Genomic DNA, 15,573 nt, shown 5'->3' with positions numbered 1-15,573 from the left:
GCTGTGAGTTCGTAAATACACAAAACGCAGCGTGCAGTTATTTTCTGTTGATGAATTCATTCTAAAGGCACTGATAAAGAGGTGTTATAGCTATTGGCACAAACGCGGTTTGCATAAATGCAAGATGAAGCTGCAAGTAATTGGCGTATATTACTTGAGCGTTATTGCTGCGTATTAACGTCAAATCGAATGGAGAATAGTCATGAATAGCTTAATTGCATGCGCACCTTGTTGTTGGGGCGTGGAATCTGCCACTAACGTCCACAATCCATCATGGAATACCGTCATATTGGAAAGCAAAGTTGCTGGATATCAAGGTATAGAGCTAGGCCCGTTTGGCTATATGCCTCTAGAGGGTGAGTTTGTTAATACGGCGACCAAAGAGAGTGGTTTGGTGATTTGTGCAGGGACACTTTTTGAGCCACTTTCCTCGTTAGAACATAAAGAGGACATATTGAGCCGAACACATGATTTATGTTCGATGCTTAAGCGTATTGGCAGCAATAAATTGGTTGTGATCGACTGTGTTAATGATGTGCGAAGTGCATGCGCCGGATTGAGTGATGAAGCTCCAAGATTAGATAACCAGCTTTGGGACACAATGATGCAAACGATTCGTGATATTGCTGCTATCGCGAAACACTATGGAATTCGTCCTGTCGTTCATCCTCATGCTGGAGGTTATATAGAATACCGCGATGAGATTGACCGAATGTTGGCAGATTTGACGAGTGAAGAGGTCGGGCTCTGTTTGGATACAGGTCATCTGTATTACGCTGGAATGGATCCAGCGGGCAGCTTAATCGCGTACGCCTCTCGTTTAGAATATGTTCATTTTAAAGATATCAACCACGCGGTTTTTTCTGGTGTTATTAAGGCAAAGGTTGGTTTTTGGGAGGCTTGTACACAGGGTGTAATGTGTCCGATCGGTGAAGGCGTAATCAATTATGCTGAAGTACAGTTGGCTTTAAATCAAATCGGTTATTCAGACTGGATTACCATTGAGCAAGAGCGTGATCCTAGAAATTCTGATGGTACTTTAGCTGATATTAAACGCAGTCGACTTTTTTTGAATCAAAAAGGGTTTGGTTGATGGTAAGAAATGGCGTTGCTAAAAAGACCTTTGTAAACAAATGGTACCGTTTATGCTTATTGTGACTGAACCTTGGTTTTATGTTACTGCAATCCCTGCTGTTTTGATTTATGGAATTGGAAAGGGGGGCTTAGGTGGTGCATTAGGTATTATCGCGGTACCTCTTATGGCTATGACCATCGCACCTACTCAAGCTGCTGCTATCTTACTACCAATATTGTGTGTAATGGATGTGTTCGCGGTTAAACATCATTATCGCAATGCTGACTATTCCGTAATTAAAAACATGCTTCCGGGTGCGGTTCTTGGAGTCGTACTAGCAGGGTTGTTTTTGAGTACCACACCAGAGTCAGGCCTGAAGTTACTCATTGGTATTCTTTCCTTACTATTTTGCGGCCAGTATTTGCTATTAGGTATGGAAGAACAAAAAGCTGGTGGAAAAATAAGTGCGTGGTTTTGGAGCACGTTAAGTGGGTTTTCTAGCACTGCGATTCACGCAGGTGGCGGGCCAGCCAGTATTTATATGTTGCCATTGAAACTAGACAAAGTTGTTTTGGTAGCGACGATGGCCGTATTGTTTGGTTTAGTCAATTTAGCCAAACTGCTTCCTTATGCTGCCTTAGGTGAGTTCGACACGATGAATGTGATGACGGCATTGATTCTGATGCCTCTCGCTCCTGTTGGCGTTAAGCTCGGAGTGTGGTTATTACACCGTGTAAATCAAATATGGGTGTATCGATTGTGCTATCTGTTTCTCTTTATCTCTGGAGTGAAATTAACCATCGATGGGTTGAATCTTTGAACGTTTAGAGTGTTGTTGAGAACCAGAGTAATGTAAAAAGCAGCCTAAGTGGCTGCTTTTTCGTTCAATAATTTTCTGGCGGTTTAGCTGGTAAGCCGTTTAGTTCGCTAGTTAATTAGCAAGCTTAGCCTCGACTTGCCCAAGTGCGCGTTGGTACATAAACCATGCACAGGTTCCGGCAAGCACATTACCTACCATTGCGCCCCAGAACAGACCTTCAATACCAGCAAGCTGCGAGCCAACCCACAAGCAAGGCAAGAAGAAGGCGAATAGACGCAGCGCTGAAATCGTCAAGGCGGTGTAAGACTTGCCCAGAGCATTCGAGACAGAAACCATCAGCATACAGATTCCCAATGGCCCTAAGCTAATAGGCACGATCAGTAGGTGATAGTTCAAAATCGTTGAGACTTCGCTTTCACTGGTCATTAGGTTTGCTAGTCCGCCTGAGAATAACCAAGTCACCAGTGCAATCACTAATTGGAAACCCAATACGAACATCACTGCAATCTTAACGAGCTTGCGTATGTTACCTAGGTTGTTCTCTCCTAGCATGCGGCCAATCATCGGAGGCATCGACATCGTTAGTGCTAGCACAGCGACAATCGAGAAGAATTCAAAACGCGAACCCAGCGCCCAAGCTGCAACGGCAGCGGTGCCATAGCCAGCAAGCAGCTTAGTGGCGAACATTGATGAAACCGGTGGCAGCAGCTGACTGATCATCGCAGGCCCCATGATGTTACCAATGGAGCGAATACTCTTGCCGATGTCGAGATCGTGCCAGTCGAACGTCATCCAATGCTTCTTAGTTACCTTAGGAGCAACGATAAATATACCCGCACCGAACGCTAAGATGGTCGCAATAGCGGCTCCATTGATGCCCATGTCGAGCGTAAAGATGAAAATCGGATCTAATATCAAGTTGATGATACTGGTCGCGATCATCATTGAACCGGGCAGCATGGTATTACCATTGGCACGACACACACTGTAGAAGAAGTAGAGCAGTGCACCTGTCCAAGAGCTGACTAGCCAATAGATCCAATAAGAATCAATGATTGGTAATACCGTCGGTGGCGCATCCAACAACTGCAAAATTGGCCCACGCAGCAGATAGATGATGACGGAGAAAAGCGCGACACTCACGCTGCCCATCGCAATCACTAATCCACCGAGCTGTTTAGCATAGCGCGTTTCATTCGCGCCAATGGCTCTAGCGATTACCGCGGTCGTCGCGATACCTAGCCCGACCTGAATACCAATGATGATCATCTGTATTGGAAGCGTAAAGCCTTGAACAGCCAGTGGTAGCACGCCCAGTTGGCCAATAAAAGCACTGTCTACAAGCTGGAAGCTCATGAGGGAAAGTACCCCAAACAGCATTGGCCATGTCATTGTATAGAGTTGTCGGCCAAGAGAAGGCGAGGGAGTTGCGGTAGTCGAATTCATAACACTCTTATCGGTCTTGAAGTTAGGCTTGTTGTGGTGACAAACCTCTCAATGAAGAATTGCGTAAAGGATAACGTAAGGTCAGCTCGATACCAATAATTGTTACCGGATCTAAGCATATTACTTAACGTCGAATTTGGCGGTGGTGGCGCATTGTGTGCTGTCACTTTAGGGAAGCATCTCTCAAACCTTATTTATTTTATAGGGTTATCGTTGTTGGCTAATGTAATTATCAAATCCATAAACTAATATCGTTGGAGAGAAAAGGAATTGCGAGTCAGCAAGCACAGTTTTAACTGCATATTGGAGAAGGAACCTAAATATGCCGACCACAGAAGAAATTCAGATCAGCCAAGAACAAGTTAGAAAGAACAAGGCGAAGGTACTCGCCAAGATAAACCAACAAGGCATCATGTCTCAGGGCTTTCGGTTGGTTAACGTCAAAGATTACCAACAGAAGCTGCAAGCATTGAAACAAAAGGTCGAAAACTTCGACTACATGAATGCCGCTAACAAGCAGCAAGATCAAGTCATTCTCGACATCATGACTCAGAAAGAGAAGATCCATGACTATTTGGATGAGTCATCTAGTCAGAAGTTAGCGAACGGCAACCTAGATTTTGGTTCTCGAAATCAAGTCGCGAATGCCACGCTCAAGAAAAAGCAGCTGTTTCTGATGTTTATGGAGACAGTTGAAGCGCAAGAGGCACTCAGAGAGTTTGCTGTGAAAGTCGCATCGGTGTGCAACGGGACACTCAAACAGCCTCCCGGCGCTTATCTAGGTGTCAAAGATTTCCATGGCGCACTGGATAAAATCACTAACCGAAAACGTCATTACGATATTGGTGATCTCAAAGATGCCGCGCGTATGACGATCGTGTTTGAGAGTATGGATGATATGATCATTGCCAAAGCGATGATCATTTTGACCAAAGAGTTTGTCGAGTTGAAACATCACCAATCTGCGATGAAAGATCGTTACGGCACCAGCCAAGGCGACAATGCTAAGTTCAACTGTGGTGCAACCGATGCTGGCTACAAAGACATTAAGTTCTTCCTGAAGATGGCCAACGGACACATTGGTGAATTGCAGCTCAATACCAAGAACATGATGGTGGCGAAAAAGAACGGTCACATCATTTATGACATCCTTCGAGATGGAGGTAATCTTGATAAGGCATTTACGATCACCAATACAGAAGTGCTCGCTAAGATCAGCCGTAACATGAGTGAAAAGTGGTTCACCTTTATGAATACTCGTGTGCCTAAAGCGCGAGATGATTTGATGGCCGTGCAGCAGTTAGTCGATCGTTTAAGAGCAAACCTAGGAAGAGGGCAGAACTCACTTCAAGTCAGTTTAGAAGAGATAACCATACTGTCTCGTGTCAGCCTCTACATCTATGAGCAGGGTGATAACGCCAGAGCTTTATTAGAGCAGTAGAACAATGAACTGATATTAAGATCTGCGATTAAGTCCGGTTATTTGACCGGACTTTTTTTATTTCGACTTCGGTAACTTGGTGCAGTCTTGCCAACCCAACCTTTAAAAGCGCGGTTAAAGTTACTCAAATCACTGTAGCCGAGCTGCCAACTGATCTCTTGCACTGAAAGGTCAGTCTCATCGAGCAACTGCTTGGCTTTACGTTCCCGAACCTGTTCTTTGGCCTCTTTAAAGAGAATACCTTTACTCTTCAGGTTTCGTTGCAGTGTTCGCTTTGTCATTCCGAGCATGGTGGCAAACCATTCAATATTGAACCAAGGTAAGGTCGCGTAAGTGTTTATCAGTGTCTCAACAGCTTGATGCCAATTTTGGGTGGTATCTTGTTCTGAGATAGCGCAATAGTCATCAGGTAAAGGAATGGTTATAGCGCCATATTGCTGCTCAAATTGAATATCCGAATTAAAGAAGTGCTTGGGTAACTTACGCTCGCGATTATTTGTCGAGATGAACTTTGCATGTGATGGTTGCCATGTACTCTCTATAAATTGACGACATAAGGTAATCACAGTCAGTGTGCGAAACCATTCGGATTGCTCAAAACCCGATGTCGACGGGTGATAGCAGCTTCGATGACATAGCCACCACATCCCATCTCGTTTTTCTGTCCACATAGTGACGTGATTGCTTAAGGTTGATATCTCAACAGTTAAACAACGTATTGCTTGCTCAAGTGATGTGCATTGGTCGATTTTTTGGTTTAGTTCTGGCGACAGTTGTTCTAGAGAAGCTTTTCGCCCAACTTCAATCCCAATTGAATAACCAAATTTACGCTCCAGACCATGAATAAAGCGAACCAAATCTTGAGTAGGAAGCCATTGGTTAGAGTGAGTTAGTTCAATTGGCAATCCGCATTCGATAGCCACCAAGTGCCAGTTTAAAGAACGTTTGTCGCAATATTGAATATAAGGCGCAATGTTACTGGTAGAGCTTAGCAGTATGTTGTTGGTGTTCGATGATGCTTTCTTAGTTTTCATAGCTTTCTGAGCTTGCCTTTAAATGTCACCAAATGACCTAATTAAGTGTAACGCAACTTCATATACTTCTTCCAACCCAAATGAGGAGAAGAACATGAAACTTAAACCCCTTGCCTTAATTATCTCATCACTCACGATTTCATCGCTTGCTGTGTCATCAACTGTATTTGCAGAAATGGCTTTTGCCGAGAACCCCGTTGAAGCAGCACTGAAAGTCGAAGGCGCAGCGGTGACCCTTACGGTGAAAGATGCTCAACAATCTTTTACCCCCGCTTTTGTTGCTTCAGCACGAGAAAATTTCAACAATTTCCATTGGCAAATGGGTGGTGACCACAGTGTTTATTACAACCTGCACATGAGTGAGTTCATGCCAACGGCGTTTGCTGCACCGAGCGAGAATTACAAGCCATTGGTTAAAAACATTGATCCACGCCTTGCCAAGCTGAAGGTTGAGACGGAAAGCAAGGGTGAAATGACAATGGCAGCGTACCTTGCTGATGAACAGTTTAGAACTCAAGGCTTCATGCTAATTCACAAAGGTGAGGTTGTTTACGAAGCGTATCCAGGCATGAGCCCGACGGACAGTCATGTATGGGCTTCAACGGCCAAAACTACGGTCGGTACGGTTGTCGCGATGCTGGTGGAAGAGGGCAAAGTCGACCCAGAGAAAAGCATCGCTCACTATGTTCCAGAACTCAAAGGAACTAACTGGGAAGGCATTACTGTTCATCAGGTGCTCAACATGTCTACCGCGTTAGACAACGAAGAGACACTCAAATCGATATTGAACCCAGATTCTGATGTTGTACGTTTCTTTGCGGCTTCATTCAACTCGCCAAGAGCCAAGACCGGTGAAATGGAAACATGGATGAATGTCGCTAAAGGCGCTCAGAAGCTAGATGGCGAGAAAGCGGGCGACCACTTCCGTTATGCCTCTATCAACACCATGGTACTAACCCAAATGGTGGAGAACATCGAAAACAAAACATGGACTCAAGTGTTTGAAGACCGAGTTTGGTCGAAAGTACATGCTCGCCAATCGATGGAATTTAACCTAACGCCTGATGGCATGGCGATCGCAGTCGGTTTGGTGTCGACAACGGTAGAAGACATGGCGCGTTGGGGAACTTTGTTTACGCCAAGCTGGAAAGCGGTGGCGGATGAGCCTGTCATTTCTCAAGCGGTGATTGATCGTATTCGCAATGGTGGCGATCCAAAAGCCTTTGTCGGTACTAGCAAAGAGACCAGTTCTCTTCATGCCTACAACGAAAAAGCCGATTACAACGCATACCAATTCGATTTCATCTTCAATGACGGTGCAATGTCTAAAAGCGGCAACCTTGGTCAGTTTATTTACATCGACCCAGAGCGTGATTTTGTTGGCGTGATGTTCTCGAATAACCCATACCACTCTGGTTTTGGTGAGAACAAAGGCCCTGCGTTGATGCGCTCTGCTGCAAAACTACTTGCTGACAAATAACAACCCATTTGAGACAGAAGGACTTTCTAGCTTCAAGGAAGAAGCAAACGACTTTCGAGAGATACAATGAAAAAGTTTGCCCTTATTATTCCATTGAGCTTAGGTTTATCGATTCCTGCATATGCCGAATCAGAGCGAGTTATCGACCCTGCCGACGTGACCAAGGTGTATACACAGACTGCGCTGATGGTAAGCGGCAGTTCTGATATTCAATTTCAGGGACAGGTTTCTGGTGGGATGGACAATGGTCAGCAGTTTGCGTTACTCGCAGAAGCGACCTTTGTTGATGACAATAATGAATCACAACGTGATCCGAACGACTTTGGCTCGGAATACAGCAATTCGAGAGTCCAATATTTCCATGTGTTCGAGACAGGCGCTAAGGCCACGCCTAAAGTGGGTCTATCGTTAGACTATGTGAATACACGCACAAGCATTAAGAATGACTTGTTGTCGGTCGGCGGTGTCGTGGCGATCAATCCGGCTTATACCGGCGGTTTCTTGGTTTTCCCAAGAGCTGGGCTGATGACGGGCAGTATGGAGATTCCCGCTATGAGCTCTTCTAAAGATGACTTAACGGGTTATTCGCTCGGGCTTATCACGGCAAAGCACTTAGGTGATTCAGGCGCTTATGTTTCTTTGGTGCCAGAATGGCAAGACCTATCGGGCAGCGATATCAACATGCAAAACTTCTCGTTGAAAACATCACTGAATGTACCAATGAACAGTGCCCGTACTTGGTGGTTGAATACTCGTTATGACATTACCAAAGGCGATATTGATGTGAACGGTTTGTCTATGCCAAGTGAGTGGCAGACCGAAGCTTGGGTTGGCGTTAGATACTATTTCTAGAGTGCTCAGTGTCTCGTCCTAAAATACAGTAAACAAAAAAGCCAGTCGCGATGGCTGGCTTTGTTAACTCTACTTTCCGTTGTGTCTACTTGTTGGCTCTAAGCGTTACTTATTCGCAACGTTACCTAACTTCAACCAAGTGTCGATAACCGTATCTGGGTTCAATGAAACCGAGCTGATGCCTTGTTCCATCAACCACTCAGCTAGGTCGTCATGGTCAGATGGGCCTTGGCCACAAATACCCACGTATTTACCCGCTTTAGCTGCTGCATCGATTGCCATTTTCAGCATCGCTTTAACCGCTGGGTTACGCTCGTCGAATAAGTGCGCAACGTCACCTGAATCTCGGTCTAGGCCAAGTGTCAGCTGTGTCATGTCGTTTGAACCGATAGAGAAGCCATCGAAGTACTTCAAGAACTCATCAGCCAAAATTGCATTGGATGGCAGCTCACACATCATGATGACTTTCAGACCTTGGTCGCCACGGCGTAGGTTAAACTTAGCCAGAATATCGATAACCGATGCTGCTTCGCTCGGAGTGCGAACGAATGGGATCATGATTTCAACGTTCTTCAATCCCATCTCGTTACGAACACGTTTTAGCGCTTGAGTTTCAAGCTCGAAACAGTCTTCAAATACTGGAGAGATGTAACGAGATGCACCACGGAAGCCCAGCATTGGGTTCTCTTCATGTGGTTCAAACGTTTTACCGCCAACAAGGTTGCTGTACTCGTTCGACTTAAAGTCAGACATACGTACGATCACACGCTTAGGCCAGAATGCAGACGCGATAGTCGCGATGCCTTCCGTTAGCTTGCTTACGTAGAAATCGATAGGATCTTTGTAGCCACGAATACGCTGGTTGATTTCTGCTTTGATCTCATCCGTTTGCTCATCGAAGTTCAACAGAGCTTTAGGGTGAATACCGATCATCTTGTTGATGATGAACTCAAGACGAGCAAGACCAACACCTTCGTTTGGAATTTGAGCGAAGTCGAAAGCACGATCAGGGTTACCCACGTTCATCATTACTTTGGTTGGCAGCATTGGTAGTTCATCAACCTCAGAACGCTTGATTTCAAAGTCGAGTTCGCCGTTGTAAACGTAGCCAGTTTCGCCTTCTGAACATGACACTGTTACGGTGTCGCCGTCATTTAGGCTGCTTGTCGCGGTACCACAACCAACAATTGCAGGGATACCGAGCTCACGAGCAATGATTGCTGCGTGACAAGTGCGGCCGCCACGGTTAGTGACAATCGCAGAGGCTTTCTTCATTACAGGTTCCCAGTCTGGGTCTGTCATGTCGGTTACCAGTACATCGCCTTCTTGAACCAGTGACATTTGGTCTAGAGAGTCAACCAAGCGAACCGGGCCAGAACCGATACGTTGACCGATAGCACGGCCTTCAACCAAGACATCCGCCTTGTTGTTTAGCTCGTAACGTTCGATAACGTTTTGGTCGCTCTGAGAACATACGGTTTCAGGACGAGCTTGAACGATGTAAAGCTTGCCGTCGATGCCATCTTTTGCCCACTCAATGTCCATTGGACGCTGGTAGTGCTTCTCGATGATCATCGCTTGTTTTGCTAGTTCTTTGATCTCTTCATCGTTCAGTGAGAACTCGTTACGCTCTTGAGTATCTGTGTCGATGATATCAACTTGCTTGCCGATCTCTTGGTTGGTTGAGTAGATCATCTTGATCAACTTAGAACCAAACGTCTTTTTAACAACTGGGTAGTGACCCGCCTCTAGCATTGGCTTGTGAACGTAGAACTCATCTGGGTTCACAGCGCCTTGTACGACCATTTCACCTAGGCCCCAAGAAGAGGTGATGAATACCACTTGGTCAAAGCCTGACTCAGTATCAAGCGTGAACATCACACCTGAAGAAGCTTTGTCTGAGCGAACCATACGCTGGATGCCCGCAGACAATGAAATGCCTCGGTGGTCAAAGCCTTGGTGTACTCGGTAAGAGATTGCGCGGTCGTTAAACAGAGAAGCGAACACGTGTTTAGTCGCTTCGATAACCGCATCGATACCTTTCACGTTAAGGAAGGTTTCTTGTTGGCCTGCGAAAGAAGCATCTGGAAGGTCTTCAGCTGTTGCCGATGAACGAACCGCAACAGACAATTCTTCGTTGCCTTCAATCAGTTCGCGGTAGTTATCACGGATGTCTTGCTCTAGTGATTCTGGGAATGGTGCGTCTAGAACCCATTGTCGAATCGTTGCACCTGTCTTACGCAGTGCGTCAACGTCTTCAACATCAAGTTCATCAAGAAGTTGGTGAATGCGCTCATCAAGACCTTTGTAGTCAAGAAAGTTATTAAACGCATAAGATGTGGTAGCAAAACCATTAGGTACTGATACGCCAGCGTTGGCTAGGTTAGAAACCATCTCGCCAAGTGAAGCATTCTTACCGCCGACTTTGTCGACATCTTCCATGGAAAGGCCATTGAACCATAGGGTGTTATTTTGCATTTATTTCTCCAGAAACATAGCAAGCATTGTAGGGATTTAAAGGCAAACGATTACGTATCAGTTTAAAAAAATGTAAATTATTTTTAAAAGCTGTGGGGGACGTAATAGTCAGCAGGGTTTCGTTATATATATTATGGTTCCCATCCTACTCAAAATAATTTTAAACATTAAATAAAAAATGCAAATTGATATTCAAAGTCGTGATGTATTCTATGTTTCTGATGGAACGGCCATAACATGTGAGACTTTAGGGCATGTTGTTCTAGGTCAATTCCCATTCAAAGCTAATGAGAAAACCTTCCCGTTTGTCGAAAGTGAAGACAAACTTTCTGATTTATTAAAAGAGATCGAGATTTCATATCGAGCAACAGGGCATGAACCTTTGGTGTTCTTCTCGATTGTGATTCCGGAGATAAAACTTAAGTTATTAGATGCGCCTGCACACTGTTATGACGTGTTAGAGAGTATCGTGCAGAAGGTGCAAGATGATACGAAAATGGCGCCTAAGCCGAAGCTGCAGCGTTCTCGTAGCGTCAATAAAGACTCGGACAAATACTTCGACCGTATTGCTGCTATCGAATACACGTTAGCGCACGACGACGGTATTACTTTAAAAGGCTTGGAAGAGGCAGACATTATCTTGTTGGGCGTCTCTCGCAGCGGTAAAACACCCACGAGCTTGTACATGGCAATGCAGTTTGGTTTACGCGTCGCAAACTATCCGTTTATCCATGATGATATTGCTCGCTTAAGGTTGTTACCGGAGTTTGAGATATATCGCCATAAGCTGTTTGGTTTGACGATTGATGCGGAAAGGCTGACCGAGATCCGAGAAAATCGATTGGCAGGCAGTGAGTATGCGAGTGACTCTCAATGTTTGTATGAGCTGAAAACGGTAGAAGGGTTGTTCAGACGTGAAGCCATTCCATACATCAACACCTCGTCACTGTCTGTTGAAGAGATTTCGACACGAATCTTGGAACGTATAGGGTTGAGAAGACGCTTGCTCTGATAAAGGGAATTGAGTGTTTAAAGAAACGAGAATCTCATTCGGTGAGATTCTCGTTTTTGTTTGTTACTTGCTATTCTTTAACGAATTAACGAATTAACGAAGTAGAGACAGTTTTAGTGTTTCGCTTTGTTTCTCTAACCAACGTTCAAGCGCTGGTGGCCATGTGATGCTTGGTTCAACACAGAAACCGCGCAACATAGAGAAGTACACCGCTTGGTCAATAAGCGGCAGTGCCGACTCACCATTTTCTAGGTTCAGTAGAAGCTCTGCATCTTTCAATAACGGGTTAATCTGTTCAACGAACTGCGGCGTTTGCTCAATTAGTCTATCGAAGTTGAGTTCTTCCGTCTCTTTGCTCGCGCGCCATGCAGCTTTGCTTGCTTCTGATTGGTATTCAGCAAGGTCTAGTTTCCACCAACGTGGTAAACCGATGCGTTGGCTTAGCGGGAATGCACGAGTTTGGAACAGAGTGACTTGTTCTGATGGTACACGCTGCTCATCACTTGATTTCAAGTCCATGAAGTAAGCGATGATATCTAAGCTTTCCGCCATGATAGAGCCATCGTCTTTCTGTAAGACTGGCACTATCTTTTTACCGATCAGATCGATAAGGGTTTGGGCGTCATCATAATCCACAGAGACAAGCTCGATGTTCAATCCTAGAGATTGAGCGATGTAGGCCACTCTTGCACAGAAAGGGCAGTGGTCGTAAATGTAAAGCTTCATAGCTTCCCTTAGTTCAGGTCATTATAAATATAAGTTAATGCTAATGTACCAGAAAGTATTGCGAACATTAAGCGTCAATAACGTTAAGTATCAATAAACTCTAAGCACGAATAAACAGTGAGCATCAACCGACAATAAGTACTTGGTATAAATACTATTTTATCAATTCTATTGTCCGTTGGATTCGGCTTTACTGCAATGAGTAAACTAATGAGAAGGTTGCTGGGAAATGGCAGGTACAAAAAAGGCTCTGGCAATCCCCTCTAATGCAGAAGAGTGAGATCAGCCAGAGCCTGTATTCTGTTACCTTTAGCAGATGGTCTACTAAAAGAGCAAAGTGGTTAAACTATGCTTTTTTAAGATCTTGCATTGGGTAAGTAAGCGTCATTGCGCCTTCTACAGTTGTAACGTGAACGTAGCCGCCACCAGCGCTTAGGCCAGTCACTACCATTTCACCAAGTTCAACACCTTTTGTTGCTACAACGCGATCATCAACTGAAAACACTTTACACACCTTCAATAAATTAAATAAGTACGATAGATATCGAACGCGGATTTAAACAGATGACTCTCTAATCAACTAATCCAGTTGTTTGTCGTAAAGATTAAATTTGGTTATGTATAAATGACTATTTCTTAGTTATCAGACCATTAGCGTATTTGTGGTGCCTATTTGTCTGCAGGGTAAACGACACCAACTTGCTGACGCATCTCTGTAATTAGCTTGCAAACGGTTAAAGCGCGCTGTGTTGTTTGAGCTTTGATTGCTTGATCGCCATGGATACAATCGGCAAAGGCTTGCGCTTCATAACTCATTGAGTTCTCACTTTGATGTTGAGTGAGGTTTTCTACTGTGCCATCACGATAGCGGATCTTAACGTCGGTACATTCAGCGATGTGATCGATAATGATCGCCCCTTGTTCCCCTTGGATCTCACTAGGTGCGTAGGAATCACTGACCTTAGAGTGTGCGAGAGTCACATCGAACTCAGGGTATTGGAAGATCGCACAGCCATGAGCATCCACGCCAGAATCAAGCAACTTAGCAGAAGCGTGAGCTGCTTGAGGCTTGCCAAACAGTGCCACGGAAGCGGCAACACAATAGAAACCAATGTCGACCATTGAGCCGTTTGAGAAGGCAGGGTTGAACGTATTTGGATTTTCACCGTTGAGGTACTTTTGGTAGCGCGATGAATATTGGCAGTAATTGATGTGCGCTTTATGCACTTTGCCTATTTTTTCTAACCCAAGTTGGATTTGCTTAAAGTTCGGTAGGAACTGAGATTTATACGCTTCAAACAGCACCACGCCGTTTTGCTCTGCGACTTCAAACATTCGAGTGGCTTCATCAATATTCGACGCAACAGGTTTCTCACAAATCACATGCTTGCCGTGCTTCATCATCAAGATCGATTGCTCACAGTGCATTGAGTTTGGAGACGCGATGTAAACCGCTGTTATTGTGCTGTCATTGGCTAATGCTTCAAGAGAGTCATAAGTCGTTTCAACGTCAAATTCTTGGGCGAACTGTGCCGCGCTGTCTAAGTTTCGTGAATAAACCGCAGCAAGTTGCATCGATTGAGTTTCATGGGCAGCTTGAACAAACTTTTGTGTAATCCAATTGGTTCCAATTACAGCAAACTTAATCATATAGGTATCCAGTCGTTAGTGTATTGATTCTGCAGAGATAGTAGCATTCAAAGGCTACTAATGTGCCTTAGATTTGCGGAACAATTCCCGTTTAAATACAGCCTAATATCCATTTGGAGCCTCTATAAGATACCTGAGTTGGCTAGGACAACGGTGCACAAGTAAGTCATTTTTGCTAAGGTATTATGGAATTCAAACAAGGTGATGATATGCAAATCCGTACCGCAAAGGTAACTGACATTCGCTCTATTTTAGCGCTTTCTGAGCAGATAAACCGCCAACATCATCTTGGTGCACCTATGGTGTTTGCACCACCGTCACGAAGCCTTGGCGACAGCGAAGAGTATTGGTTAGGGTTGATGATAGATCCGCTTGGTTCCTTCTTTGTTGCGGTTCAAGACGAACAGGTCGTTGGCTTTCTTGCCGGCAAAGTGACGCAGAACAAAGGGGTAAGTTTTATTCAGCCACATAAGGTTGCGCGGGTGAACACGATTGTGGTCAACGATCAGATTCAAAGCCAAGGTGTCGGCAAGGCGTTGATGAAGTCATTCAACCAATGGTCGCAGGCCAGAGGAGCGATAGAGCTTCGTTTGGAAGTGATGGAGTTTAACCAGCAAGCTCAGAGTTTCTACGAGTCGTTAGGAATGGAAACTCAATCTCGAACCATGTCTATGAGCTTAGAGGGAATATAAAGGTGCGGTTGTTTTTGCCTTTATCACTGTACTTACTCTTTGCGAGCTCTCTGATTTATTCAGCGACTTCTTCTGCTACGGATACGCCGCAATATGTAAAGCCGCCAGCAACGCAGAAGTCAGTAACTCAGAAATCACAAGCGCAGAAGCTTGTAGTCGAGAAAATCGTTTCCGATGCAACGGCGATAGAAACCATTGTGTTTGAGTCTGCTCCTTCTCGATCTCTAGAGAACTCAAACAATGTGATTGTTGTGGATGATGTTCTTGAAAGTGGTTCTGACGACAATAAGAATAAGGTTGCTCAGCTTTCTCAAGGTTCATCGAAACGTCCACCTCAAAGCTCATCCCAACAGTTTTACAGCGTACCTAATATTGATTCAGAGATAGACCCGTTACTTCAAGTGGTCACTTTGGTTAAGGTCGATAAATCAAAGCGTCGAATGTACTTATTTAAAGACGATGAGGTCGTACAGGAGTTTCGTATCGCCTTGGGTAAGCAGCCCAAAGGGCATAAGCGATTTGAAGGGGATAATCGAACTCCAGAAGGGCAATACAAGCTCGATTATATTATGGAAGAGTCTGATTTTTATCGTTCAGTGCACATCAACTACCCACAATCCGCCGACAGAGAGTGGGCCGAAAAACACGATGTGAGTCCTGGAGGAAATATCAAAATCCACGGCATCAAAAATGGTGAGCGTCGTTCGCAAAGTTTTATTCAAAGTTTTGATTGGACGGATGGTTGTATTGCTTTAACCAATCAAGATATGGATGCGTTTATTGAGCTAGTCAAAATGGGCACTCCTATCCATATCGAATGGTAGCACCCAGATTGTTTTTACTCGTCCAGCTTAGGTTTTCACTAAT

At 44.7% G+C, this 15,573-nt stretch carries 14 protein-coding genes; 8 read left to right on the top strand and 6 right to left on the bottom strand.

Features of this window, described 5'->3' with window-relative positions; translation table 11 throughout:
- Nucleotides 1-202 precede the first annotated feature (202 nt).
- The gene (locus tag QUF19_RS18290) at nt 203-1,093 is read left to right on the top strand and encodes a TIM barrel protein (RefSeq protein WP_286301848.1); all 891 of its coding nucleotides are present in this window, start codon (nt 203-205) and stop codon (nt 1,091-1,093) included.
- 52 nt (nt 1,094-1,145) lie between these two features.
- Nucleotides 1,146-1,895 (top strand): sulfite exporter TauE/SafE family protein, encoded by a 750-nt coding sequence (locus QUF19_RS18285; protein WP_286301846.1) that lies wholly within the window; start codon nt 1,146-1,148, stop codon nt 1,893-1,895.
- A 111-nt stretch (nt 1,896-2,006) separates the two neighbouring features.
- Here QUF19_RS18285 and QUF19_RS18280 read toward each other — a convergent pair whose 3' ends face one another.
- Complete coding sequence (locus QUF19_RS18280) at nt 2,007-3,341, bottom strand: MATE family efflux transporter (RefSeq protein ID WP_286301844.1); 1,335 nt, start codon at nt 3,339-3,341, stop codon at nt 2,007-2,009.
- 322 nt (nt 3,342-3,663) lie between these two features.
- On the opposite strand from QUF19_RS18280, the gene QUF19_RS18275 reads away from it, so the two are divergent.
- Entirely contained in the window at nt 3,664-4,782 is a 1,119-nt protein-coding gene (locus QUF19_RS18275) for a hypothetical protein (protein ID WP_286301841.1), read from the top strand.
- 38 nt (nt 4,783-4,820) lie between these two features.
- Here QUF19_RS18275 and QUF19_RS18270 read toward each other — a convergent pair whose 3' ends face one another.
- The gene (locus QUF19_RS18270; RefSeq protein ID WP_286301839.1) at nt 4,821-5,816 is read right to left on the bottom strand and encodes a helix-turn-helix domain-containing protein; all 996 of its coding nucleotides are present in this window, start codon (nt 5,814-5,816) and stop codon (nt 4,821-4,823) included.
- Between the two features lie 94 nt (nt 5,817-5,910).
- Here QUF19_RS18270 and QUF19_RS18265 point away from each other — a divergent pair, with 94 nt between their 5' ends.
- Together QUF19_RS18265 and QUF19_RS18260 are read left to right on the top strand one after the other, a co-directional pair.
- Nucleotides 5,911-7,296, top strand: a complete 1,386-nt coding sequence (locus QUF19_RS18265; protein WP_286301837.1) for a serine hydrolase domain-containing protein — start codon at nt 5,911-5,913, stop codon at nt 7,294-7,296.
- A gap of 66 nt (nt 7,297-7,362) precedes the next feature.
- A complete protein-coding gene (locus QUF19_RS18260) occupies nt 7,363-8,148 on the top strand; it encodes a hypothetical protein (protein ID WP_286301835.1) in 786 nt (261 codons plus the stop codon).
- Nucleotides 8,149-8,253: 105 nt separating this feature from the next.
- Here the strand turns inward: QUF19_RS18260 and ppsA are convergent, their stop codons facing one another.
- Complete coding sequence (ppsA, locus tag QUF19_RS18255) at nt 8,254-10,626, bottom strand: phosphoenolpyruvate synthase (protein ID WP_017108297.1); 2,373 nt, start codon at nt 10,624-10,626, stop codon at nt 8,254-8,256.
- Between the two features lie 178 nt (nt 10,627-10,804).
- On the opposite strand from ppsA, the gene ppsR reads away from it, so the two are divergent.
- Complete coding sequence (ppsR, locus tag QUF19_RS18250) at nt 10,805-11,638, top strand: posphoenolpyruvate synthetase regulatory kinase/phosphorylase PpsR (protein ID WP_286301830.1); 834 nt, start codon at nt 10,805-10,807, stop codon at nt 11,636-11,638.
- A gap of 93 nt (nt 11,639-11,731) precedes the next feature.
- On the opposite strand, the gene grxB is transcribed toward ppsR, so the two are convergent.
- From grxB to QUF19_RS18235, 3 genes are all read right to left on the bottom strand, one after another.
- The gene (gene grxB, locus QUF19_RS18245) at nt 11,732-12,364 is read right to left on the bottom strand and encodes a glutaredoxin 2 (protein WP_286301829.1); all 633 of its coding nucleotides are present in this window, start codon (nt 12,362-12,364) and stop codon (nt 11,732-11,734) included.
- 346 nt (nt 12,365-12,710) lie between these two features.
- Nucleotides 12,711-12,869 carry a hypothetical protein gene (locus QUF19_RS18240; RefSeq protein ID WP_165689583.1) on the bottom strand — a complete coding sequence of 53 codons (159 nt, stop codon included), beginning with the start codon at nt 12,867-12,869 and terminating at the stop codon, nt 12,711-12,713.
- Between the two features lie 164 nt (nt 12,870-13,033).
- Complete coding sequence (locus QUF19_RS18235; protein WP_286301826.1) at nt 13,034-14,014, bottom strand: Gfo/Idh/MocA family protein; 981 nt, start codon at nt 14,012-14,014, stop codon at nt 13,034-13,036.
- Between the two features lie 209 nt (nt 14,015-14,223).
- On the opposite strand from QUF19_RS18235, the gene QUF19_RS18230 reads away from it, so the two are divergent.
- Entirely contained in the window at nt 14,224-14,706 is a 483-nt protein-coding gene (locus QUF19_RS18230; RefSeq protein ID WP_029223624.1) for a GNAT family N-acetyltransferase, read from the top strand.
- Nucleotides 14,707-14,708: 2 nt separating this feature from the next.
- On the top strand, nt 14,709-15,530 hold the full coding sequence (locus QUF19_RS18225; RefSeq protein ID WP_286301824.1) for a L,D-transpeptidase family protein: 822 nt from the start codon (nt 14,709-14,711) through the stop codon (nt 15,528-15,530).
- The last annotated feature ends 43 nt before the right edge of the window (nt 15,531-15,573 follow it).

The organism is Vibrio sp. FE10 (assembly GCF_030297155.1).
Taxonomy (GTDB): domain Bacteria; phylum Pseudomonadota; class Gammaproteobacteria; order Enterobacterales; family Vibrionaceae; genus Vibrio; species Vibrio apostichopi.
This window is presented reverse-complemented; position numbering and strand designations above follow the sequence as displayed.